24 protein-coding genes are annotated in these 20,643 nt (G+C 64.7%); 9 read left to right on the forward strand and 15 right to left on the reverse strand.

The window, feature by feature from the left end; genetic code table 11:
• Nucleotides 1-213 precede the first annotated feature (213 nt).
• Nucleotides 214-1,620: a chromosomal replication initiator protein DnaA gene (gene dnaA, locus HGB41_RS22300; protein WP_171088509.1), complete on the reverse strand. Its 1,407-nt coding sequence runs from the start codon at nucleotides 1,618-1,620 to the stop codon at nucleotides 214-216.
• Nucleotides 1,621-1,986: 366 nt separating this feature from the next.
• Here dnaA and rpmH point away from each other — a divergent pair, with 366 nt between their 5' ends.
• The 5 genes from rpmH to mnmE all read left to right on the forward strand — a co-directional run bounded on the left by rpmH (nucleotide 1,987) and on the right by mnmE (nucleotide 6,060).
• Entirely contained in the window at nucleotides 1,987-2,121 is a 135-nt protein-coding gene (rpmH, locus tag HGB41_RS22305) for a 50S ribosomal protein L34 (protein ID WP_057289000.1), read from the forward strand.
• A 31-nt stretch (nucleotides 2,122-2,152) separates the two neighbouring features.
• Nucleotides 2,153-2,554, forward strand: coding sequence for a ribonuclease P protein component (gene rnpA / locus HGB41_RS22310; protein WP_171088510.1), 402 nt, complete (start codon nucleotides 2,153-2,155; stop codon nucleotides 2,552-2,554).
• Nucleotides 2,551-2,820, forward strand: coding sequence for a membrane protein insertion efficiency factor YidD (gene yidD / locus HGB41_RS22315; protein WP_171088511.1), 270 nt, complete (start codon nucleotides 2,551-2,553; stop codon nucleotides 2,818-2,820). The genes rnpA and yidD overlap by 4 nt, the downstream gene beginning before the upstream one ends.
• A 10-nt stretch (nucleotides 2,821-2,830) precedes the next feature.
• Complete coding sequence (gene yidC, locus HGB41_RS22320; RefSeq protein WP_171088512.1) at nucleotides 2,831-4,510, forward strand: membrane protein insertase YidC; 1,680 nt, start codon at nucleotides 2,831-2,833, stop codon at nucleotides 4,508-4,510.
• Nucleotides 4,511-4,683: 173 nt separating this feature from the next.
• A complete protein-coding gene (gene mnmE / locus HGB41_RS22325) occupies nucleotides 4,684-6,060 on the forward strand; it encodes a tRNA uridine-5-carboxymethylaminomethyl(34) synthesis GTPase MnmE (RefSeq protein ID WP_171088513.1) in 1,377 nt (458 codons plus the stop codon).
• Nucleotides 6,061-6,069: 9 nt separating this feature from the next.
• Here the strand turns inward: mnmE and HGB41_RS22330 are convergent, their stop codons facing one another.
• On the reverse strand, nucleotides 6,070-6,966 hold the full coding sequence (locus HGB41_RS22330) for a LysR family transcriptional regulator (protein ID WP_171088514.1): 897 nt from the start codon (nucleotides 6,964-6,966) through the stop codon (nucleotides 6,070-6,072).
• Between the two features lie 107 nt (nucleotides 6,967-7,073).
• Between HGB41_RS22330 and HGB41_RS22335 the strand changes: the two genes are divergently transcribed.
• From HGB41_RS22335 to HGB41_RS22345, 3 genes are all read left to right on the forward strand, one after another.
• On the forward strand, nucleotides 7,074-7,832 hold the full coding sequence (locus tag HGB41_RS22335) for an SDR family NAD(P)-dependent oxidoreductase (protein ID WP_171088515.1): 759 nt from the start codon (nucleotides 7,074-7,076) through the stop codon (nucleotides 7,830-7,832).
• A 100-nt stretch (nucleotides 7,833-7,932) separates the two neighbouring features.
• The gene (locus HGB41_RS22340; RefSeq protein ID WP_171088516.1) at nucleotides 7,933-8,502 is read left to right on the forward strand and encodes a DUF1439 domain-containing protein; all 570 of its coding nucleotides are present in this window, start codon (nucleotides 7,933-7,935) and stop codon (nucleotides 8,500-8,502) included.
• Nucleotides 8,503-8,784: 282 nt separating this feature from the next.
• Complete coding sequence (locus HGB41_RS22345) at nucleotides 8,785-8,991, forward strand: hypothetical protein (RefSeq protein ID WP_171088517.1); 207 nt, start codon at nucleotides 8,785-8,787, stop codon at nucleotides 8,989-8,991.
• Nucleotides 8,992-9,005: 14 nt separating this feature from the next.
• On the opposite strand, the gene HGB41_RS22350 is transcribed toward HGB41_RS22345, so the two are convergent.
• Both HGB41_RS22350 and HGB41_RS22355 read right to left on the reverse strand, forming a co-directional pair.
• Nucleotides 9,006-9,569, reverse strand: a complete 564-nt coding sequence (locus HGB41_RS22350; protein ID WP_171088518.1) for an Hpt domain-containing protein — start codon at nucleotides 9,567-9,569, stop codon at nucleotides 9,006-9,008.
• A 107-nt stretch (nucleotides 9,570-9,676) separates the two neighbouring features.
• Complete coding sequence (locus HGB41_RS22355; protein WP_171088519.1) at nucleotides 9,677-10,654, reverse strand: CAP domain-containing protein; 978 nt, start codon at nucleotides 10,652-10,654, stop codon at nucleotides 9,677-9,679.
• Nucleotides 10,655-10,795: 141 nt separating this feature from the next.
• On the opposite strand from HGB41_RS22355, the gene pssA reads away from it, so the two are divergent.
• On the forward strand, nucleotides 10,796-11,575 hold the full coding sequence (gene pssA / locus HGB41_RS22360) for a CDP-diacylglycerol--serine O-phosphatidyltransferase (RefSeq protein WP_171088520.1): 780 nt from the start codon (nucleotides 10,796-10,798) through the stop codon (nucleotides 11,573-11,575).
• Nucleotides 11,576-11,774: 199 nt separating this feature from the next.
• Here the strand turns inward: pssA and HGB41_RS22365 are convergent, their stop codons facing one another.
• The 11 genes from HGB41_RS22365 to HGB41_RS22415 form a co-directional block, all read right to left on the reverse strand.
• Nucleotides 11,775-11,942: a metal-sensitive transcriptional regulator gene (locus tag HGB41_RS22365; protein WP_171088521.1), complete on the reverse strand. Its 168-nt coding sequence runs from the start codon at nucleotides 11,940-11,942 to the stop codon at nucleotides 11,775-11,777.
• Nucleotides 11,943-12,176: 234 nt separating this feature from the next.
• Nucleotides 12,177-12,488: a metal-sensitive transcriptional regulator gene (locus HGB41_RS22370; RefSeq protein ID WP_171088522.1), complete on the reverse strand. Its 312-nt coding sequence runs from the start codon at nucleotides 12,486-12,488 to the stop codon at nucleotides 12,177-12,179.
• Nucleotides 12,489-12,490: 2 nt separating this feature from the next.
• Nucleotides 12,491-13,417: an aldo/keto reductase gene (locus tag HGB41_RS22375; protein WP_171088523.1), complete on the reverse strand. Its 927-nt coding sequence runs from the start codon at nucleotides 13,415-13,417 to the stop codon at nucleotides 12,491-12,493.
• Nucleotides 13,418-13,522: 105 nt separating this feature from the next.
• Nucleotides 13,523-14,668: a D-alanyl-D-alanine carboxypeptidase family protein gene (locus HGB41_RS22380; protein WP_171088524.1), complete on the reverse strand. Its 1,146-nt coding sequence runs from the start codon at nucleotides 14,666-14,668 to the stop codon at nucleotides 13,523-13,525.
• Nucleotides 14,669-14,770: 102 nt separating this feature from the next.
• A complete protein-coding gene (locus tag HGB41_RS22385; RefSeq protein ID WP_171088525.1) occupies nucleotides 14,771-15,400 on the reverse strand; it encodes an alpha/beta hydrolase in 630 nt (209 codons plus the stop codon).
• A 24-nt stretch (nucleotides 15,401-15,424) separates the two neighbouring features.
• Entirely contained in the window at nucleotides 15,425-15,706 is a 282-nt protein-coding gene (locus HGB41_RS22390; RefSeq protein ID WP_229423183.1) for a (2Fe-2S) ferredoxin domain-containing protein, read from the reverse strand.
• A gap of 138 nt (nucleotides 15,707-15,844) precedes the next feature.
• Nucleotides 15,845-17,041, reverse strand: a complete 1,197-nt coding sequence (locus tag HGB41_RS22395; RefSeq protein WP_171088527.1) for a VanZ family protein — start codon at nucleotides 17,039-17,041, stop codon at nucleotides 15,845-15,847.
• Complete coding sequence (locus HGB41_RS22400; RefSeq protein ID WP_371868573.1) at nucleotides 17,038-17,679, reverse strand: ABC-type transport auxiliary lipoprotein family protein; 642 nt, start codon at nucleotides 17,677-17,679, stop codon at nucleotides 17,038-17,040. Before HGB41_RS22400 ends, HGB41_RS22395 begins: the two co-directional genes overlap by 4 nt.
• An 8-nt stretch (nucleotides 17,680-17,687) precedes the next feature.
• The gene (locus HGB41_RS22405) at nucleotides 17,688-18,635 is read right to left on the reverse strand and encodes an MlaD family protein (protein ID WP_171088529.1); all 948 of its coding nucleotides are present in this window, start codon (nucleotides 18,633-18,635) and stop codon (nucleotides 17,688-17,690) included.
• Between the two features lie 2 nt (nucleotides 18,636-18,637).
• Entirely contained in the window at nucleotides 18,638-19,495 is an 858-nt protein-coding gene (locus HGB41_RS22410; RefSeq protein ID WP_171088530.1) for an ABC transporter ATP-binding protein, read from the reverse strand.
• On the reverse strand, nucleotides 19,495-20,628 hold the full coding sequence (locus HGB41_RS22415; protein WP_171088531.1) for an MlaE family ABC transporter permease: 1,134 nt from the start codon (nucleotides 20,626-20,628) through the stop codon (nucleotides 19,495-19,497). Before HGB41_RS22415 ends, HGB41_RS22410 begins: the two co-directional genes overlap by 1 nt.
• Nucleotides 20,629-20,643 lie beyond the last annotated feature (15 nt).

Genomic DNA, 20,643 nt, shown 5'->3' on the forward strand with positions numbered 1-20,643 from the left:
TATTGCTTGAACACTATTTTGCCAATTGCTACAGAAGAACACAAACTTCCCTGCATGACATCGGCCGGCATCCGTTTTGCGGATTGACCGGCATTGTAGGGTGGTCGGCTCCGCCGACCGCGCGTTCAAACCACATCCGCGGTCCACGGCAACGTATTGATGTGCATACGTCCATTGAACGCGCGGGCGGGAGACCCGCCCACCCTACGAAAATCAGCCCTTCAGGGTCTGCTCCAGCACGTGCAGCTCATGGTTGCACTCGGCATTCTTCTGGCGGTCGGCCGAGATCTTGCGCACCGCATGCAGCACGGTGGTGTGGTCGCGGCCGCCGAACAGCTCGCCGATTTCGGGCAGGCTCTTTTGCGTCAGTTCCTTGGCCAGGTACATGGCGATCTGGCGCGGGCGGGCGATGTTCGCCGGGCGCCGCTTGGAGTACATGTCCGCGACCTTGATGTTGAAGAAGTCCGCGACCGTCTTCTGGATGTTCTCCACCGAGATCTGGCGGTTCTGCACCGACAGCAGGTCCTTGAGGGCTTCCTTCACCACGTCGATGGTGATGTCCTTGCCGTGGAAGCGCGAGTAGGCCAGGATCTTGCGCAGCGCGCCTTCGAGCTCGCGCACGTTCGAGCGCAGGTGCTTGGCCACGAAGAAGGCCACGTCGTCCGACAGCGTCACGTCTTCGGATTGCGCTTTTTTCAGCAAAATCGCCACGCGCATTTCCAGCTCCGGCGGTTCGATCGCCACCGTCAGGCCGGAGTCGAAGCGCGAGATCAGGCGGTCGTCCATGCCGGTGATTTCCTTCGGATAGGTATCCGAAGTGATGATGATCTGTTTCTTGGCCGCGATGAGCGCCTCGAACGCATAGAAGAATTCTTCCTGCGTGCGGCTCTTCCCGCCAAAGAACTGGATATCGTCGATCAGCAGCATGTCGAGCGAATGGTAGTAATGCTTGAAGTCGTCGAAGCCCTTGCGCTGGTAGGCGGTGACGACGTCGCGCACGTACTGCTCGGCGTGGATGTAGCGGATGCGGGCGTTCGGGTTGTCGGCCATCACCTGGTTGCCGATCGCATGGATCAGGTGGGTCTTACCCAGGCCGACGCCGCCGTAGAAGAACAGCGGGTTGTACGACACGCCCGGGTTGTTGGCCACCTGGATAGCGGCGGCGCGCGCCAGCTGGTTGGCCTTACCGGTCACGAAGCTGTCGAAAGTCAGGTCGGTGTTGATCCGGCTCTGCTCGCGCTTGGGCGAGTTGGCGATGTTGACGTTGCCCTGGCTCGGCTGGTCGATCGAGCGCACCATGCCGCCGCCGTTGCCGCCGCCATTACTACCGGCAGGCACTTCCGACGAACCGGGCGCGACAGGTTTACGCGGCGGGTTGGTCTTCGGGTCGAGCACGAACTGCACCTCCACCGGCGCTTCCCAGTACTGGCAGGCGAGCTCGGTGATGCGCTTGGCGAACTGGGTCTTGACCCAGTCGAGCTTGAAGCGGTTCGGCGCGCCAATGCGCAGCTTGCCGTCCTCGTAATCGATGACGACCAGTGATTTGATCCACGCACTGTATTGCTGCGGCGTCAGCTCGAGTTCCAGTTGCGTCGAACAGGACTGCCAAAAATTTTCCATACTTCGCTTATTGATACGTAACACGCTATTTTACCTGTCTCGGCCGAAGTTATCCACAGGTTGCGCCCACTATTTTCAACCGGGGGCGCTGTTTTGTGGGCACCGCGGGCCGCGCGGCAGGGATGCGCAAAAACTCATCAGAAACAACAGCTTCCTTGACAGCTGGACCGGAAATCGAGTCTAATTCAGGGTTCCCCGTCCGTGTACCCCATCAAACTGACTTTGTCAGCGTGACGCAGGCCGGACGATATGAGTATTTGCTGTGGCGTGACGCTGGCTTAACAACTGCGAACTGTCATTGGCGACGAATCCTGACACGACGTCAGACCCGATTTTGCACTTTCTTTTGCTTTAAGCGAGACCACCATGAAACGTACTTACCAACCTTCCGTCGTCCGTCGCAAGCGCACGCACGGCTTCCGCGCACGTATGGCTACCCGTGGTGGCCGTGCAGTCCTGAACGCCCGCCGCGCCAAGGGCCGCAAGCGCCTGGCTGTCTAAGCCTTTTGGCTGGCAGATCGACGCGGTCGACATGACAGGCGAAGGTTCGCACGACTTCGCGCGCGTTCGGCGTATCGTTAAAACGGATGAGTTTTCATCCGTTTTTCGTTTGCGGCCGGCGCAAAAAACTGCGCATTTCGTGCTGTACACCCGTCCCAACACGCTGCCGCATGCGCGGCTGGGCGTCGTTGCGGCCAAGCGTTTTGCACCGCGCGCCGTCACCCGTAATACGATCAAGCGCATCACGCGCGAACTGTTCCGCACCAGCGAACTGCAGGCACTCGATTGCATCGTGCGCCTGGCGCGCCCGGTCAATACCAAGGCCGGTCCGGCCACCACTGGCGCCCTGAAGGCGGAGCTGCGGGTCGAACTCGCACGCCTGTTTGCCTCGCAGCGCCCGCGCCTGACCAACCCTGCACCGTCATCGCCATGAAAGCCCTGCTGGTCTGCCTCCTTCGCGGCTACCAGCTGCTGCTGTCCCCGATGCTCGGGCAGAAATGTCGTTTCTACCCGACCTGCTCCAATTATGCGATCGAAGCGCTGCGCGTCCATGGCGCCGCACGCGGCTCGCTGCTGGCCGCACGGCGCGTCTGCCGCTGCCATCCGTGGCATGAAGGCGGCGTCGACCTGGTGCCACCGGTGCAGCAAGACCAGCAAAAGCATTCCCCACCAGCCGCTCGCGGTTGTAACCACTCCTGACTAGACCCAAATGGAACTCAATAAACGTACCGTCCTGTGGATCGTGTTCGCCATTTCCCTGATTGTTCTCTGGAACAACTGGATGGTGGCCAACGGGAAGCAGTCGCTGTTCTCGGCAGCATCGCCGGCCGCCCAGGTCGCGCAGCAGCAAGCCAAGCCGAATGACGTGCCAGCAGCAGCCGCTGCGGGCAGTGCCGCCGTGCCGGGCACACCGGGGGCGATCCCGGTCGCGCCGGTCGCGCCGGTTGCGCCATCGACCCAGCGCATCACCATCACCACCGACGTGGTGAAAGTGGACATCGACACCCTCGGCGGCGTCATCAAGCGCCTCGAGCTGCTGAAGTTCGCGGACGACACCGACAAGACCAGGAACAAGGTGCTGTTCAACGTGGGTGGCCCGAACACTTACCTGGGCCAGACCGGCTTGATCGGCACTACCGCGGCCGGCGTGCTGCCGAACCACCAGACCCCGTTCGTGGCCCGTCCGGGCGCGCGGTCGCTGGACGCCAGCGGCACCGTGCAGCTGGTGATGGATGCGGAGCAGGGCGGTGTGCGCCTGACCAAGACCTTCACCTTCCGCAAGGGCGACTACACCATCGGCGTGCGCCATGACGTGACCAACCTGTCGACCGCACCGGTCCAGCCGTCGCTCTACCTGCAGCTGCAGCACGACGGCAACAAGCCAGCCAACGATTCGTGGTTCATGTCGAGCTATACCGGCCCGACCATGTACACCGAAGGCGAGAAGTACCAGAAGCTGCTGTTCGAAGACATCGAAGACGGCAGCGTGCAGCACGCCACCAAGTCGAACAACGGCTGGGTCGCGATCTCGCAGCACTTCTTCGTCTCGGCCTTCATCCCGGCCGACAAGTCGCAGCGCGACATCTTCACCAAGAAGATCGCCACCAACCTGTACGCGATCGGCACCGTCCAGCCGCTGGGTACCGTGGCGCCCGGCGCCACCGTGTCGACCGACAGCCGCCTGTATTCGGGCCCGCAGGACGAGAAGACCCTGGAAACCATCGCCCCTGGCCTGGAACTGGTCAAGGACTACGGCGTGCTGACCATCATCGCCAAGCCGATCTTCTGGGTCATGGACCACCTGTACTCGCTGCTGGGTAACTGGGGCTGGACCATCGTCGCGCTGACCGTGCTGATCAAGCTGGCCTTCTTCCCGCTGTCGGCCGCCGGCTACCGCAGCATGGCGAAGATGCGCGTGGTGACGCCGAAGATGCAGGCGATCCGCGAGCGCTACAAAGCCGACCCGCAGAAGATGCAGCAGGCCACCATGGAGCTGTACAAGACCGAGAAGATCAACCCGCTGGGCGGCTGCCTGCCGATCCTGGTGCAGATGCCGGTCTTCTTCGCCCTGTACTGGGTGCTGCAGTCGTCGGTCGAAATGCGCGGCGCGCCATGGATCCTGTGGATCCAGGACCTGACGCAGCCAGACCCGCTGTACATCCTGCCGGTCATCTACGCGGTGTCGATGTTCATCACCACCAAGCTGAACCCGCAGCCGACCGATCCGGTGCAGGCCAAGATGATGCTGTTCATGCCACTGGCATTCTCGGTGATCTTCTTCTTCTTCCCATCGGGACTGGTGCTGTACTGGGTGGTCAACAACATCCTGTCGATCGCGCAGCAGTGGGTGATTACCAAGAAGTTCGAGAACGCGCCAGCAAGCAAGTAAGCAGTTCGTTTTCATGGAAAGCCCGCGCGTGTCGCGGGCTTTTTTCTTTTCGTGGCTGCGCTACTAAATTGGGTTCCCGCCTAGGCGGGAACAATGCCACTGGCATTGTTCCCCCCAAGTTTGCACGCACCCCACCACTGCCCCTTGCACCACCTATCCCTTACAATCCCCCCATGAAACTCGACACCTCCCCCATCGCCGCCATTGCCACCGCCCCCGGCCGCGGCGGCATCGGCGTCGTGCGCGCCTCCGGCAAGTCGCTTGGCGCCCTGATCGACGCCCTGTTCCCCGGCGTGAAACTGGCCCCGCGCCACGCCACCTACATCTCGTTCAAGGCCGCCAACGGCGACGTGATCGACCAGGGCCTGGCCCTGCATTTCAAGGGGCCGCATTCGTACACCGGCGAGGACGTGCTGGAGCTGCAGGGCCACGGCGGCCCGGTCGTGCTGCAGATGCTGCTCGCGCGCGTGCTGGAAGCAGGCAGCGCGCTGGGCTTGCGCCTGGCCGAACCGGGCGAATTCACGCGCCGCGCCTTCCTGAACGACAAGCTGGACCTGGCCCAGGCCGAGGCGGTGGCCGACCTGATCGACGCTTCCACCGAAGCCGCCGCCAAATCGGCCTCGCAATCGCTGTCGGGCGTCTTCTCGCAGGTGGTGCACAAGCTGGTCGACCAGACCACGAATTTACGCATGCTGGTCGAGGCGACCCTCGACTTCCCCGAAGAAGAAATCGACTTCCTGGAAAAATCGAACGCGCGCGGCCAGCTGGCCACCATCGTCGACTCGCTGGAAAACGTGTTTCGCCAGGCGGCGCAAGGCGCGCTGCTGCGCGAGGGACTGAACGTGGTGCTGGTGGGCCAGCCGAACGTCGGCAAATCGTCGCTGCTCAATGCCCTGGCCGGCGCCGACGTGGCCATCGTCACGCCGATCGCCGGCACTACGCGCGACAAGGTCACCGAGACCATCCAGATCGAAGGCATCCCGCTCAACATCATCGACACCGCGGGCATCCGCACCGATGAAGGAATCGACGTGGTCGAGCGCATCGGCATCGAGCGCACCTGGGGAGAGGTCGGCAAGGCCGACGTGATCCTGCACCTGCTGGACGCCAGCCGCGGCCCGAGCGCCGCCGACGAGGAGATCGTCGCGGCCTTCCCCGAGGGCGTGCCGGTGGTGCGCATCTGGAACAAGATCGACCTGTCGGGCCACCAGCCGTCAATCGACGTGGCGCAGGACGCAGTGCACCTCTACCTGTCGGCCAACGCGCATCTTGGGATCGACCTGCTGCGCACCGAACTGCTGCGCATCGCCGGCTGGCAGCAGACCGGCGAATCTCTCTACCTGGCGCGCGAACGCCACCTGATCGCGCTGCGCGCCGCCCGCGAGCACCTCGACATGGCAAGCCAGCACGCCGCGCAAGACGACCAGTCGCTCGACCTGTTCGCCGAAGAACTGCGGCTGGCGCAGGAGCAGTTATCGAGCATCACCGGCCAGTTCACGCCGGACGATTTGCTGGGCGTGATCTTCAGCCGCTTTTGTATCGGCAAATAAGCGCCAGGCTCACAGCCAGGGCGCCAGCAGCTCCGCCACCCAGTCCATGAAGAGCCGCGTGCGCGCCGGTACGTGGCGGCGCGACGGGTACAGGAAGGACAGCGGCATCGGTGCTGCGGGCCACTGCGGCAGCACCTCGACCAGCCGGCCCTCCGCCAGCAGGGGGCGCAGGCCGGCTTCCGGCGCCTGGATGATCCCGAGCCCGGCCAGGCAGGCGGCGCGGTAGGCGGCGGTGCTGTTGACGGTGAGGGCGCCGGGCATGGGCAGTCGCCGCGTCTCTTCGCCATCAAGCCATTCCCAGCACGGCGCGCTGCCGGCCAGGGCGCTGTCGTAGTGCACCAGCCGGTGCCGGGCCAGGTCGTCCAGGTTGTTTGGCTGGCCGTGCCGCGCGAGGTAGGCGGGACTGGCGCAGTTAATCAGCCGGAAGTCGCCGAGGTGGCGCGCCACCAGGTTGGAATCGGATAAGGTCCCGACGCGCAGCACGCAGTCATAGCCATCGCGCACCACGTCGACACGCCGGTCGGCGCTGCCCAGGTCGACCAGCAATTGCGGATGGCGCGCCATGAATGTGTCCAGGTGCGGCAGCACCAGGTCGGTCGCCAGGCCGACCGGCATGTCCACCCGCAGGCGACCGGTGACGTCGACGCCGCCCGAGCGGAACATGCCGCGCAGGGATTCGACCTGTTCCAGTACCTCGCGGCTGCGGCCAAAGAATGCTTCGCCTTCCTGCGTCATCTGCACCCGGCGCGTGGTCCGCTGCAGCAGGCGGGTGCCCAGGTCTTGTTCGAGCTCGCTCACCGCGGCCGAGACGGTGGCATTCGGCATGCCGAGCTGGCGCGCGGCGCCGCTGAAGCTGCCCAGTTCGGCCACCTTGAGGAAGACGGCAATGGCGTCGATATCGTTCATGGATTATTCGTGCTTTCTGCAAAGTCCAAGCAGGGATGGCTAGTTTATTTCAGCTGGGATGAAAAATATACTGGGTCTTCCATTGAGCAGTCACCCAGGAGACCAGCATGACCCAGCGTATAGCCCTTATCACCGGCGCCAGCCGCGGCCTCGGCCGGAACATCGCCACCCATCTTGCCGCGCGCGGCACCGATGCCATCCTCACCTACCAGCACAATGCCGACGCAGCAGCCGACACCGTGGACGCATTGCGCGCCCTGGGCTGGCAGGCGATCGCCCTGCCGCTCGACGTCGCCGACAGCCGCGCCTTCCCGGCCTTCGCCGGCCGGGTCCGCGCAGCCTTGGCGGCTACCTGGCAGCGCGAGCGTTTCGATATCCTGGTCAACAATGCCGGCAGCGGGCTGCATGCGGCCTACCTCGACACCACCGAGGAACAGTTCGACAGCATGATCGCCATCCACCTGAAATCGGCCTTCTTCCTGACCCAGGCGCTGCTGCCCCTGATGGCGGACGGTGGCCGCATCCTGAACGTGTCGAGCGGCCTGGCGCGCTTTTCCATCGCCGGCGCCTCGGCCTACGCACTGGCCAAGGGCGGGGTGGAAGTACTGACCCGCTACCAGGCGCGCGAACTGGCGCAGCGGCGCATCACGGTGAACGTGCTGGCGCCCGGCGCCATCGAAACCGATTTCAATGGCGGCATGGTGCGCGACAATGCGCAACTCAATGCCTTCGTCACCAGCCAGACGGCACTGGGACGCGCCGGCCTGCCCGACGATATCGGCGCCGCCGCGGCTGCCTTGCTGGACGAGGGCAACGGCTGGATGACCGGGCAGCGCGTCGAGGTATCGGGAGGCATGTGGCTGTGAGGTGAGCATGGGCGGTGCTGGTGTTCTGCCCGGTTATCGTCCCGGGCCGGCAGGCACAGTCGTGCTAGGCTGGTGCCTCATCCACCACGGGACTGCCACGATGCGCTTGCCACCGCTTCCACTACCCACCCTGGCCAGGTTTGGCAGCGTCATGTTCCTGGCCAGCCTGCTGGCCTCCTGCGCCAGCCTCAGCGGCCCGCGCAAGGTCGAAATCCCGCTGCACAAGCTGCAGGCCGGCCTCGAGCGCCGCTTCCCGGTCAACAACCGCCTGATGCAAATCTTCGACATCCGCCTGTCGCGCCCGATGCTGTCGCTGCAGCCGGAAGCCGACCGGGTTGCGCTGGCGCTGGAAGCCTCGGTGTCGCCGCCGTTCGCCAGCAATGCCTGGAGCGGCAGCCTGTCATTCTCGGGCCGCTTGTATGTCGATCCGGGCCGCGCCGCCGTCATGATGGCCGAGCCGCGCGTCGACCGGCTGGTGCTGGGCGCCAATCCGGAAGCCGAGCGCCAGCTCACGCGGGTGGCGAACACCCTGATCGACACGGTCGTGCGCGACGTGCCCGTCTACAGCTTCGACATGCAGGACCTGCGCTATGCGGGCGTCCAGTTCGTCCCAACACGCATTGAAACCACACGCTCTGGCTTGCTGGTGACGCTGGAGCCGGCGAAGTAGCGATTTCGCCACGCCCACCTTTGTGCGCCTACAAGCAAATTAGCAATGCGATATTATTTTCGCGTACTGCGACGTCAGGCGTTGGAGAAATGTTGCACCCATGCCGCATTGGTTGGCAGCCCCCATCCCGCGATTGCAGAGCCAACGCGTTGAGCGCACACTGATACGGGTTGAACTGCCTAGGCGCGTGCCCTCCACGGTCTGGGGTTGAGGTTTCTCATTGGCATGATGTTCCGCTGAAGTAATCTGGGTTGAACTTCAGTCTGTTGCAGGGGGTGGATCGTGGAAACGACACAGGAAAGTTTTCCGGACAACGGGCTGGCAACCGAGCCAGTGCTTGCCGCGGTTGCGACGGCCATGCCGACGCGACTGAGCTTGCCTGCAAAGGGATCGTGCTGGTATTGCGAGAAACCGCTCGACAGCGTACGCCGGTTCTGCGGCAAATCCTGCGCCGATGCGTTCGACGAGGAAGCGGAGTTCACCCGCTGAAAATTTGGGTATGGCTAGTGTCCGTACCCGGGGCGCAGCACATGCAGCGCCTCTTCGAAATCGAAGGCGGCCATCGCCGCCTGCAATTCCGTCATGCGCGCCGCACCCAGCAGGGTGCGCAGGCCGCCGCCCTGTTCCTCGATGAAGTCCTGCGCTGCGCTGTCGCCGGTGTCGAGCATCTCGCACAGGCGCGCCATATCCGACCCGCTCACCGGCGCATCCAGGGGCGCTTCCTCCAATCCTTCTTCTGGTTCCGTCACCGCTTCCGTACCCGCCTGCGCAGGACACTGCAGCAGCGCATCGAGTTGCGCCATCACGCGCGCCAACTCGCGGCCCAGGTGCTCGACCAGCCGCGGATCGGCGCCGGCGCCTGCGCGCAGTTCCTGTTCGACGTCGGCAGCGAGCCGGCGCAGGGGGCGTGCTTCGATCATGGCTGCCGCACCCTTGAGCGTGTGCGCGATGCGCTGCGCCAGCGGCAGGTCGCCGGCGCCGAGCGCCTCGCGCAGGCGCGCCGCATTGTCGCGGTAATCAAGATGGAAACGGGTGAGGACGCGCAGGTACATCGCTTGGTCGCCCATCAGGCGTTCGAGCCCGGCGCGGTAGTCTAGGGCCGGGCCCTGAGCATCAGCGGCCGCCTGGTCGCGATGCTCAAGGCCCTCGGTTTTGCCTGAAGAAGAGGGCGCGCTCACCGCGTCGTGAACGACCAGTCCCGGGTGACCGGGGCGCCGTTCACTGTGCCACTGAAGCTGGCCTCATAGGTGGTATTGGCCTTGAGCGGCGCCAGCGGGACAATCGCGACCGCGGTACGGGCGCCCGTCGGATACACCACCTGCACCTGCAGGTTGGCGCCGCCGCGCGGACGCACGGTGAAGGCCTGCATCGCTACCTGCGCGTCGATGTTCGCATGCACGCTGACCGGGTAGCCGACTTCATTGATGTTGGCGACCGGATCGGGTTCCTCGCTGTCGCTCAGGAAATTCGGAGTGACCCCGGCTTGCCCGCCGAACGGCCAGGTGACGACCGCATTGGCGCCGATGCCGGGGCCGAAGCCGTCGCGGGTCGTGAAGTCGGCCGTGAAATAGCTGTAGCGGCTGGACGAGGTGGCCGCGCCGGTACCGATCTCGCGGAACTTCGGCTCGAACATCACGAAGCGGTGGTAAATCGCCGTGATCAATTCTTCGGCCATGAAGAAACCATTGCCGTTGGTGCTGCCGGAAATGACTTCGCCATAGGCATAGCCCGATGCGGGAATGGTATAGCCGGCGGCACTCAGGCGCTCGCGCAGCGTCGCGCCGGTGAAGCCTGGCCTGCCTGCGACTTGGTCGTGGCTCATGAGGTTATTGGTGCGCAGGTATTCGGAGTGGCCGAGCGCCGCATTGTTGATCTGCGCGTTCTCGGTCACGACCGGCACCCCGGCCTGGGTGCGGCGGTAGTTGATCCAGTTGCGGCCATCGAGCGCGATATTGTTCGTTTGCACCGGGGCATTCGCATCTGGCGCGAAGCTGCCGGTGCCACCTCCCGTTCCGGTACCGGTTACTGGAGCGATGGCTTCTGGCGTAGCGGCGACGGGACTGGGGCTGTCGCTGCTCCCACCTCCGCATGCAGTCAGGCTCAGGGCTGCCACGAATGCGGCGATGAGAGAACGGCGGGGCATATAGCTCATATTGCAACTCCTGTCAATACTCGAAAACGAAGCGATATTCTAGAGTAAAACCCTGGCCGGTGCCCGCGATGGCTGTTGTGCGGGACCAGCTTATTTCGCTCCCTGTAGAATAGGGCAACCATTTCCTTGTCGAGCAGTCAATTGAAACCATCCAACCAGCAGCGCCTTGCGCGTGCCAAGTTCGCCCTGCCCAGTTTCGTCACGCTGCTGTCGATCGCCTGCGGCTTCGGCAGCATCGTCATCTCGGTGGACAACGCACACGTGGGCGACCCGGACGACTACCGCCTGGCGGCGATCCTGCTGGTGCTGGCCGGCGTGTTCGATGCGCTCGATGGCTTCGTGGCGCGTGCCACCAACACCCAATCTAGCTTCGGCATGCAGCTCGATTCGATCGCCGACGTCATGAACTTCGGCTGCGCCCCCGGCCTGCTGCTGTATTGCTATGGATTCGCGCAAATGAACATGGCGCATCCGACCCTGGTGCGCATGGGCGGCCTGGCCTGTTTCATTTTCGTCACCTGCGGTGCGCTGCGCCTGGCCCGCTTCAACATCAGCGTCGGCCGCACTGATCCGCGTTACTTCGTCGGTATGCCGATCACGGCCGGCGCGGCTTGCGTGGCCTCGGTGGTGGTGGCCTGGCCCGATCCGCTCACCAGCATGGCGCAGTGCTTCGCGCTGATGGCGCTGATGGTCGGTGTTGGCACCCTGATGGTGTCGACCATCCGCTTCCCGAGCTCGAAGCACCCGCGCGGCAAGGTCATGCTGGCGCTGCTGGCCGTGTGCGCGGTGCTGCTGGCGGTGCTGCAGACGCGCTTCTTCGTGCTGTTCTTCCTGCTGTATATCGGGGCGACGCTGCTGCTGAATATCGCGTGGCGCACGGGCTGGCGCGGGATTGCCCCGCCGAAGGTCTACGAGGACTGACGTAGGGTGGGCGGGGAAATTTCGGGCAATGCCCGGAATTACGGACGCCCGCGCGTTCAAATTACGGTAATGCTGCCAGCGCGGCTATTCATCCCCTGGTTGGACGCGTGGGCAGAATCTGCCCACCCTACGGGTCTGTGGTCAATCCAGCATCGTGGATTCACGCGAACCGTTCAGGCGTCAATTCGTCACCTAGGCGTTATGCAAACCTGTCCAGCATCGCCGCCAGGTGCGCCGCACTGGCCCGCGCCTCCTCCACATCGGCCGCATTGCCGGCCTGGGTCTGGATCGCCCCCGCCAGCAGCTGCACGAACGAGCGGTCGAGTGCCTTGCGCGCCGCCGCCATCTGCTGGGCCACGGCATCCACGTCCGATCGACGCTGCTGCTGAATATCGCGTGGTGGACGGGCTGGCGCGGGATTGCGCCGCCCAAGGTGTATGAGGATTGACGTAGGGTGGGCGGGTCTCCCGCCCGCGCGTTCAAATCACGGTAATGCTGCCCGCGCGGCTATTCACCCACTGGCTGAACGCGCGGGCAGGGAAAACAGTCAAGTGCATTGTTTTACGCCCACCCTACGGTACGACTAATCCGGTAGTAGCTCTTACGCAAACCTGTCCAGCATCGCGGCCAGGTGCGCCGCACTGGCCCGCGCTTCCTCCACATCAGCCGCATTGCCGGCCTGGGTCTGGATCGCCCCCGCCAGCAGCTGCACGAACGAGCGGTCGAGTGCCTTGCGCGCCGCCGCCATCTGCTGGGCCACGGCATCCACGTCCGATGGTTCCGCCGCCAGCGCGACCAGCTTCTGCACGCCGCGCAGCTGGCCCTCGATGCGCGCCAGCCGGTTCAGCAAGTCCTTCTTCTGCTGCCCGGTCAGGGCGCTGCCCTCGACGATCTTGAGCTGGCCGTCGGCCATGCTCAGGCGACTTCGTGCCCGCGCGCGGCGCGCAGGATGCGGAACCAGTCATCGCGCGCCAGGGTGAAGGTGGTGCCCAGCACGGCTTCGCGGATCGCTTCGATGCGCTTGGTTCCGGTCAGCGGGACCGGGCGGCTCGGCAGCGCCATGATCCATGCGAACAGCACGCTGGCGAGCGGCCATCCCATGCGGGCCGAGACCTCGTCGATCACGGTGCGCACGGCGGCGGCATTCGCATCGTTCGAGGTGAACAGGCGCCCGCCGCCCAGCGGCGACCAGATCATCGGCGCGATGCGCAGGTCTTGCAGGCCGTCGAAGGTCTCGTCGAACATCGGCCTGGTTTCCATCGGCGAGAACTCGACCTGGTTGGTGGCCAGCGGCACGCGCCGGTTCAGGCATTCGAACTGGTGGCGCGTGAAGTTCGACACGCCGAAATGCTTCACTTTGCCGGCCTCTTTCAGGCGCACGAAGGCTTCGGCGACTTCGTCGAAGTCCATCAGCGGATCCGGGCGGTGGATCAGCAGCAGGTCGAGGTAGTCGGTACCCAGCTGGCGCAGCGATTCCTCGGCCGAGGCGATGATGTGGGTGGCGGTGGTGTCGTAGTGCTGGATGCCGTGCTCCGGGCGCTTCGACGACACCAGCTTGATGCCGCACTTGCTCACCAGCTCGATGCGATCGCGCAGCGAAGGCTGGGCGCGCAAGGCTTCGCCGAAGGTGGTCTCGACGCCGTAGTCGCCATAGATGTCGGCGTGGTCGAAGGTGGTGACGCCGAGCGCGAGGCATTGCTCGATGAAGGCCAGGTGGGCGTCGGGCGACATGCCCCATTCGTTCATGCGCCACATGCCGGCCACGATGCGCGACAGTTCAGGGCCGCCTTCGCGCGTGCTGGTGCGCGGGCAGTGCAGGTCGGCGGAGTGTTGCTGGGTCATGGTGAGTCCTGTGGAATTGATGGTTCGATTATAGCGGTGCGGGGATCAACAAAAAGCCCGCCCGGCTTGCGCACGGACGGGCTCTCAAACATGCGCGGTAAAGGATTACTGCATCCAGAGGCGCATCGAATCCCAGGCGCGCCCGAAGATGCTCGCTTCCGGCACTTCTTCCAGCGCCACCACCGGCAGCGCGATCAGCGGCTTGCCGTCGACCGTCATCTTGAGCGTGCCGACCTGGCCGTTGCGGGCCAGGGGCGCCATCAGCGGGTCCTTGCGTTCCAGGACCGGCTTCATCTTCGACGCCACGCCCTTCGGCACGGTCACCAGCACGTCGCGGTTGAAGCCGATCTTCACGGTCGACTGCGAACCCTTCCACACCGGCGGCGTCGCCACGGCCTGGCCTTTCGCGTACAGCTTGACGGTGTCGAAATTCTGGAAGCCCCAGTTCAGCAGCTTCTGGCTTTCCTGGGTGCGCACCGCATCCGAGGTCGTGCCCAGCACCACCGAGATCAGGCGGCGCTGTCCGGCGTTGCCGTTCGGGCGGCGCGCCGAGGCGATCATGCTGTAGCCCGAGGAATCGGTGTGGCCGGTCTTCATGCCGTCCACGGTCGGGTCCAGCCACAGCAGGCGGTTGCGGTTCTGCTGGGTGATCTTGTTGTAGGTGAACTGCTTGATCGAGTCGATCTTGTAGAACTGCGGGAAATCGCGGATCACGCTCGCGGCCATCACCGACAGGTCGTAGGCGGTCGAGTAGTTGTTCGCATCCGGCAGGCCATGCGGGTTGGCCCAGCGGGTGTTCTTCATGCCCAGGCGCTCGGCTTCGCGGTTCATCAGCGTCACGAAGGTGCCTTCGTCGCCGGCCACGGCTTCGGCCAGGGCCACTGCCGCGTCGTTACCCGACTGGATCATCAGGCCGTGCAGCAGGTCGTCGACCGAGACCGGGGTGGCCGGGTCGATGAACATCTTCGAGCTGCTGGCATCGACCTTCCATGCGCGGGTCGAGACATTGACCATGGTGTTCAGCGCGAGCTTCTTGTCGCGGATGGCGCCGAAGGTCACGTAGGCCGTCATCACCTTGGTCAGCGAGGCCGGTTCGATGCGGGCGTTCTGGTCCTGCGCCGCGATCACCTGGCCGCTGGTGGCATCGAGCAGCAGCCACGACTTGGCTGCGATGGATGGCGCCGGAATGGTCTGCGCGCTGGCCGAAGCCATCAGCAGGCTGGCGGCCAGGGCCGCGAACAGTTTTTTCATGGGAATGTATTCGTTAATAAAAAGATGGTAACGCGTGCTAATGCGCAGGCAACTGGCAGTATTGCCTTGGAAAAAGAGACTAATTATTGCACAGGGAGGGCATCAAATGTCACGCCGCCACATTTCTACGACAAGATTTTTAATGTGGCCGAGCTTGCGGTGGAAGAAGTGGTCGGCGCCGGGAATGACCGTCACCGGGATGTCGAGCGGGCGCGCCCAGTCGAAGACTTCCTGCAGCGTGATCGTGTCGTCAAGCTCGCCGTGGATCAGGATGGTGTCCGCAGGCACGGGCGGCATTGGCCATTTGCCGGCCGCGGTACCGACCAGCACCAGTCGCTCGGCCGGACGACCTTCCGCAATCAGGCGCTGCTGGAACTGGGCCTGCACGAAGGTGCCGAACGAGAAGCCGCACAGGGCCACCGGCAGGCCGGGGTATTGTTCGACCATGTGCTTGTACATGATGTCCATGTCGTCCACCTCGCCGCGGCCGTCGTCATGCACGCCTTCCGACTCGCCCACGCCGCGGAAGTTGAAGCGCGCGGTGGCGTAGCCGAGGGTGACGAAGGTGCGCGCCAGGGTCTGGGCCACCTTGTTTTCCATGGTGCCGCCATACAGCGGGTGCGGGTGCGCGACCAGCGCGATGCCGCGCGGCGCGGCTTCCGGCAAATCGAGGATGCACTGCATCTTGCCGGCGTGGCCGTCGAGGGTAAACTTGTGCGAATACTTGTTCATGCGTGTTTTAACTTGCTTGGATAATCAGATTTTCAGGCGTTCCACGACCTTGCCGCCCACCAGGTGGGTGTCGATGATGTCGTCGATGTCGGCATTGTCGACATAGGTGTACCAGGTGCCTTCCGGGTAGACCACGACCACCGGGCCTTCTTCGCAGCGCTCGAGGCAGCCGGCCTGGTTGATGCGTACCTTGCCCGGGGCATTCAGCCCGAGTTCCTTGATGCGCTTCTTGGCATGCTTCTGGGCTTTCTCGGAGCCGCATTTGCCGCAGCTCTGGCGGGCATCCTTGCCTTCGCGCTCGTTCATGCAGAAAAAGACATGGTACTGGTAGAAGGGGCGTTTTTCGTCGCCCGGGACGCTGGGGTCGCGCGCTTCGTTCAGGTGGTTCGTGTCGTTCATGTCGTTCTCTTCCATGGAAAGCCGGCGCCATGCGCCAAGGCACAATCATACGGCATCGGCACCGGGGCTTGAGCCGGGAGTAGTGGGTCGCGGCTCCTGCCGGTTCAGCTTATGCGAAGGCAGCAGCAGGAACCACAGCGCAAAGAAGGGCCACAGCAGTGCCAGGAACTGGGCCGCACCATTGAAGTTCAGGAACTTGCCCTGCACCCAGCCCTGCAGCGTGGACACGAAATACGGGTTCACCGGGATCGTGTTCACGACGATGAGGCTCAGCACCAGGGTCACCACCGCCAGCCGGCGCTGCGCCACCTGCGGCGCGAACACCAGGCCAGACAGCATGATCAGGCCGATGATGAAGCCGCCCTCGGCCCCTGGCGTTACCCACACGAAGGCGTTATCGGGCCGGAATAGCAGCGAGCTCGACATGGTCTTGAACAGCAACGCGGTGGCAAGGAAGATCACCATCAGCAGGTAGCGCGGCGCGTTGCGGCGCACCAGGCACATCAGGGTGAGCACGGCGCCGGTCATGCCGCAGGCCGTGATGATGGTTTCCGACAGCCAGTACTGCTCCACCGTCATGGTGACCCCGGGGCGCAGCATGCCGACCAGGTCGATGTCGGTATCGAACCATTTCGACAGCCAGCCCGAAATCAAAGGCAGTACCTGGCCATGCCCGAACAAATAGCTTTGCGGGTAGAGCTGCGCCAGCGGCCACAAGGCGACCAGCACCAGGCCCTGGCTTGCATACGAGGCGAACCAGCGGCGCCGCAGCTGGAACAGGCGGCTCTGGTCGAGCAGGCTGCGTGCCCACCAGGCGCCCAGCACCGCGCCCACCATGCAGCCGCCGGCATTCGTGACCAGGTCGAGGTTCGACGGTACGCGGCTGGGCAGGAAGTTCTGTACCACTTCCATCGTGCCCGAGACCAGGATGCCGCCGAGGCTGGCCAACAGCACCGCCCACAGGCCGCGCACGCGCGGGTAGACCGACAGCACCAGCAGCACGCCGAAGGGGATGTAGCCGACGATGTTCACCGAGACGTCGAACCCGGTCCAGTAGCGCGGCCGCACCAGGTTCAGGAAGGTCAGCAGGGGCACGCCGCTGTTGCGCCAGCCCGTAAACGGGTACCAGCTGGCGTAGATGATCAGGAGCAGGTAGGCCAGCAGCGCCGCGCGCGCGATCGGCGAGCCGCGTCCTTCGCGCGGGCGTTCGCGTAGATCGGGGGCGGCGTCGGGCCTGCTCATTGTTTGCGGGTATTCACGGTCCCGAGCCAGGCCAGGATGTCGGCCGCCACCCCGTCGGTGCTGGCCGCGAGCGCACGGGCGCCGCCCGGTGCGTCGGCACTGCCCGCCGGCGTGCTGCGGCTGAAGGTACGCTGGTCGACCAGGCGGTGGTCGTTGAACAGCGAGGCGCGCAGCACCAGCTGGCCTTCGCTCTGGCTCACGCCGCTGAAGCCGTGCACGAAGTCGTCCACTTCCACCCGCAGGATCGGCACGCCGGTCGAGGCATCGGTGGCCGACAGCACCTTCATGCCGGATTGCGCCAGGCGGGTCTTGAAGCGCTGGGTCACCATCTGCAGCGGATTGCTGCTCCAGCGGCTGTTGGCATAGGTGCGGGCCTGCAGCGCGTCGGCGTAATTCAGGCGGTAATACATGCGCTCGTTTTCGAGGGCGGCCGGGCCGGTGGCGTCCATGACCACCAGGGCCGGGATGCTGCCCTGCGCCGCAGCCGGCGCCTGCTGGGCGCTGGAGGCGGCAGGGCCGAAGTCATAGGTCGCGCTCTCCTGGGTCTTGCTGGTGCTGGCGCAGCCCGCCAGCAGGACGGTAGCGGCAGCGAGCGCGGCCAGGGGATGGGCCAATAAGCGGAGCGGTTGGAAGGTCACGGTGGTCCTCATTTGGTCGGGGGCGCGAAGCCTGGTTCGCCGGGGCCTGGCTGGGCGCTCGGGGCGCCGAACAGGATGCTCTGCGGGCGGTCGGACAGCGAAGTCGCGGTGCGCTTCACGGCGCGCAGCGCGCCTCTGGCCTCGTCCGTCATCTGCACGACGTGCGGCAGCGTCTCGAGTTCGAGTTCGCTGGTTGCGCCTTGCAGCGAGCCGATGGCGCCGTTCAGGCGTTCGATCGGGCCGTCCTTGCCCTGCAGGCGCACGGCCAGCTCGTTATAGCTGTCGGCCGTCTTGTCGACGCTGGCGGCGGCCGAGTCGAAGGATGTCAGGCTGCGGTCGAGCTTTGCGGTCAGCGCCGGCAGGCGGTCGAACGTCGGTTCGAGCTTTTGCGGGATCGCCGCATAGGCGTCGGCCGCCTTGCCGATGCTGTCGAAGGCGCCGATGATGGACTTCTGGTTTTCCGGCCCGACCATCTTGCTCAGGCTCTCGGTGATCTGCTCGGTCTTCTCGAGGATGGCCAGGCCGCGCTTTTCCAGCTGGTCGAGCAGGCCGGGGCGCAGCGGAATACGTGCGATCTGGTCTTCGCGCTGCGCCAGGCGCGGCGAGCCGGTGCGGTCGTCATCGAGCTGGATGAAGGCGATGCCGGTCACGCCCTGGTAGCCGAGCGAGGCAAAGGTGGTGGTGGTGATCGGCGAATCCGTCTCGACCGACAGGCGGATCAGGATCTGGCCGGTGACGCGCGGGTCGAACACGATTTCTTCCACGCGGCCGACCTCCAGGCCGCGGTAGCGCACCGTCGCCTGCGGGTTCAGGCCCGGGATCGATTGTGTCGTCACGATCTCGTAGGGCACCAGCTCGGTGCGGTCGCGGTTGAACCACATCCCGGCCAGGATGGCGGCAATCACGAGGGCGATCGTGAAGACGCCTGTCATCAGGGCATATGACCTGTTTTCCATATTCAGTCCTCCGGTTCGTTCTGGGCGTGGCGCTCTTCGAGCACCTCGAGTGCCCGCTGGCCGCGCGGGCCCAGGAAAAAGTGCTTGATGAACGGATGCTCGATCCGCAGCACGTCGCACGACGGCCCCACCGCGATCACGTGCTTCTCCGCCAGCACGGCAATGCGGGAAGACAGCGCGAACAGCGTGTCGAGGTCGTGGGTGACCATCACCACGGTGAGCTTCAGTTCGCGGTGCAGGGTCTGGATCAGCGCCACGAAGGCATCCGACAAATCGGGATCCAGGCCCGCGGTCGGCTCGTCCAGGAACAGCAGCTGCGGTTCCAGCGCCAGGGCGCGCGCCAGGGCCGCACGCTTGACCATCCCGCCCGACAAATCGGACGGCATCTTGTTGGCATGCTCGGGGCCGAGGCCCACCATGTCCATCTTGAGCAGCACGGCGTCGCGGATCACGTCTTCGGGCAGCGCGCGCAGCTCGCGCATCGGCAGGGCGATGTTGTCGAACACGCTCAAGGCCGAGTACAGCGCGCCCTGCTGGAACAGCATACCCCAATGGTTGCGCATGTGCTGCAGCTGTTCCGGCTCGGCCGCGCTGATGTCCTCGCCGAAGACTTTCACGCAGCCGGCCGAGGGCTGCTCCAGCCCCAGCATCTGGCGCAGCAGCACCGTCTTGCCGGTGCCTGAGCCGCCGACGATGGTCAGGATTTCGCCGGCATAGATGTCCAGGTTCAGGTCCTGGTGCACGACGGTTCGGCCGAAGCGCTTCCACAGGTTGCGGATCTCGACCACCGGCGGCCCGACGTCTTCCTCGGGCCGTTTGTTCAGGCGCTGCGGCTGGCGCTGGTCTTTGGCTTCCGTCATCAGAACCCCACGCCGTTGAAGACGATCGCGAACACCGCGTCCGCCAGGATCACCAGGGTGATCGCGGTGACCACCGCGGTGGTGGTGCCGCGTCCCAGGCTTTCGGTGTTCGGCTCGATGCGCAGGCCGAAGTGGCAGGAGATCAGCGCAATCAGGATGCCGAACACGCAGCCCTTGAGCAGGCCGATCGTGTAGTTCACGACCGGCACCGCGTCCGGCAGCTTCTGGATGAAGTAGCGGAACGACATGCCGAGCTCGATCTTCGCCGAGACCATGCCGCCGATCAGGGCCATCGCATCGGTCCACACCACCAGCAGCGGCATCGAGATGGCCAGTGCCACCACCTTCGGCATGATCAGGCGGTAGCCGTGCGAAATGCCCATCACCAGCATGGCATCGAGTTCCTCGGTCACCCGCATCACGCCCAGTTGCGCGGTGATCGAGGAGCCGGAGCGGCCGGCCACCAGGATTGCCGCCAGCAGCGGCCCGAGCTCGCGGATCACGCTCATGCCGAGGATGTTCACCAAATAGATGTCGCCGCCGAACATGCGCAGCTGCTGCGCCGACAGGAAGGAGAGCACGACCCCGATCAGGAAGCCGACCAGCGCCGTGATGCCGAGCGCCTGGAAGCCGGAATGGTAGATATTGGCCGAGATCTCGCGCCAGGGGCCGGTCGCCGGGCGGCGGATGAAGCGCCACAGGTCCTGCATCAGCTGGCCGATCAGGGTGACGAAGCCGCGCAGGTGTTCAAAGAACGACAGGATGCCGGCGCCGAGGACGATCAGCCAGTTCAGCGGGCTGGTTCGGTGGCGCGCCAGCTTGATGGCGCCGGCCTTCTCGATGCGGTTGAAGAGTTCTTCCTGGCGCGGGTCGAGCGTGAGCCGTCCGGGACGGTGCTTGCCCCAGGCATTCCAGAACATCTGGGCGCCGATGTGGTCCAGGCGCTCGATGTCCGACAAGTCCCACGCGATGCTGTCCTTGTGCTTGAGCGCGGCCAGCGTGCGCGTGATGCCCTTCAGGACACCGCGCCGCGACAGCGTATGGACTTGCCATACGCCGCTCGCCACGACAGATTGGGCTGCACTGGTGTCGGAATGCTGGATAGTTAATATTGGCGCATTTTCAATCTGCATTGCGCCAGTGTAAAA

The organism is Telluria aromaticivorans (assembly GCF_013003915.1).
Classification (GTDB): Bacteria; Pseudomonadota; Gammaproteobacteria; order Burkholderiales; family Burkholderiaceae_D; genus Telluria; species Telluria aromaticivorans.

Bases quoted from the DNA above. Each gene is read 5' to 3' on its own strand.
- dnaA (WP_171088509.1), bottom strand. From the start codon at position 1,620: ATGGAAAATTTTTGGCAGTCCTGTTCGACGCAACTGGAACTCGAGCTG.
- rpmH (WP_057289000.1), top strand. From the start codon at position 1,987: ATGAAACGTACTTACCAACCTTCCGTCGTCCGTCGCAAGCGCACGCAC.
- rnpA (WP_171088510.1), top strand. From the start codon at position 2,153: ATGACAGGCGAAGGTTCGCACGACTTCGCGCGCGTTCGGCGTATCGTT.
- yidD (WP_171088511.1), top strand. From the start codon at position 2,551: ATGAAAGCCCTGCTGGTCTGCCTCCTTCGCGGCTACCAGCTGCTGCTG.
- yidC (WP_171088512.1), top strand. From the start codon at position 2,831: ATGGAACTCAATAAACGTACCGTCCTGTGGATCGTGTTCGCCATTTCC.
- mnmE (WP_171088513.1), top strand. From the start codon at position 4,684: ATGAAACTCGACACCTCCCCCATCGCCGCCATTGCCACCGCCCCCGGC.
- HGB41_RS22330 (WP_171088514.1), bottom strand. From the start codon at position 6,966: ATGAACGATATCGACGCCATTGCCGTCTTCCTCAAGGTGGCCGAACTG.
- HGB41_RS22335 (WP_171088515.1), top strand. From the start codon at position 7,074: ATGACCCAGCGTATAGCCCTTATCACCGGCGCCAGCCGCGGCCTCGGC.
- HGB41_RS22340 (WP_171088516.1), top strand. From the start codon at position 7,933: ATGCGCTTGCCACCGCTTCCACTACCCACCCTGGCCAGGTTTGGCAGC.
- HGB41_RS22350 (WP_171088518.1), bottom strand. From the start codon at position 9,569: ATGGGCGACCAAGCGATGTACCTGCGCGTCCTCACCCGTTTCCATCTT.
- HGB41_RS22355 (WP_171088519.1), bottom strand. From the start codon at position 10,654: ATGAGCTATATGCCCCGCCGTTCTCTCATCGCCGCATTCGTGGCAGCC.
- HGB41_RS22370 (WP_171088522.1), bottom strand. From the start codon at position 12,488: ATGGCCGACGGCCAGCTCAAGATCGTCGAGGGCAGCGCCCTGACCGGG.
- HGB41_RS22375 (WP_171088523.1), bottom strand. From the start codon at position 13,417: ATGACCCAGCAACACTCCGCCGACCTGCACTGCCCGCGCACCAGCACG.
- HGB41_RS22380 (WP_171088524.1), bottom strand. From the start codon at position 14,668: ATGAAAAAACTGTTCGCGGCCCTGGCCGCCAGCCTGCTGATGGCTTCG.
- HGB41_RS22385 (WP_171088525.1), bottom strand. From the start codon at position 15,400: ATGAACAAGTATTCGCACAAGTTTACCCTCGACGGCCACGCCGGCAAG.
- HGB41_RS22390 (WP_229423183.1), bottom strand. From the start codon at position 15,706: ATGAACGAGCGCGAAGGCAAGGATGCCCGCCAGAGCTGCGGCAAATGC.
- HGB41_RS22395 (WP_171088527.1), bottom strand. From the start codon at position 17,041: ATGAGCAGGCCCGACGCCGCCCCCGATCTACGCGAACGCCCGCGCGAA.
- HGB41_RS22405 (WP_171088529.1), bottom strand. From the start codon at position 18,635: ATGGAAAACAGGTCATATGCCCTGATGACAGGCGTCTTCACGATCGCC.
- HGB41_RS22410 (WP_171088530.1), bottom strand. From the start codon at position 19,495: ATGACGGAAGCCAAAGACCAGCGCCAGCCGCAGCGCCTGAACAAACGG.
- HGB41_RS22415 (WP_171088531.1), bottom strand. From the start codon at position 20,628: ATGCAGATTGAAAATGCGCCAATATTAACTATCCAGCATTCCGACACC.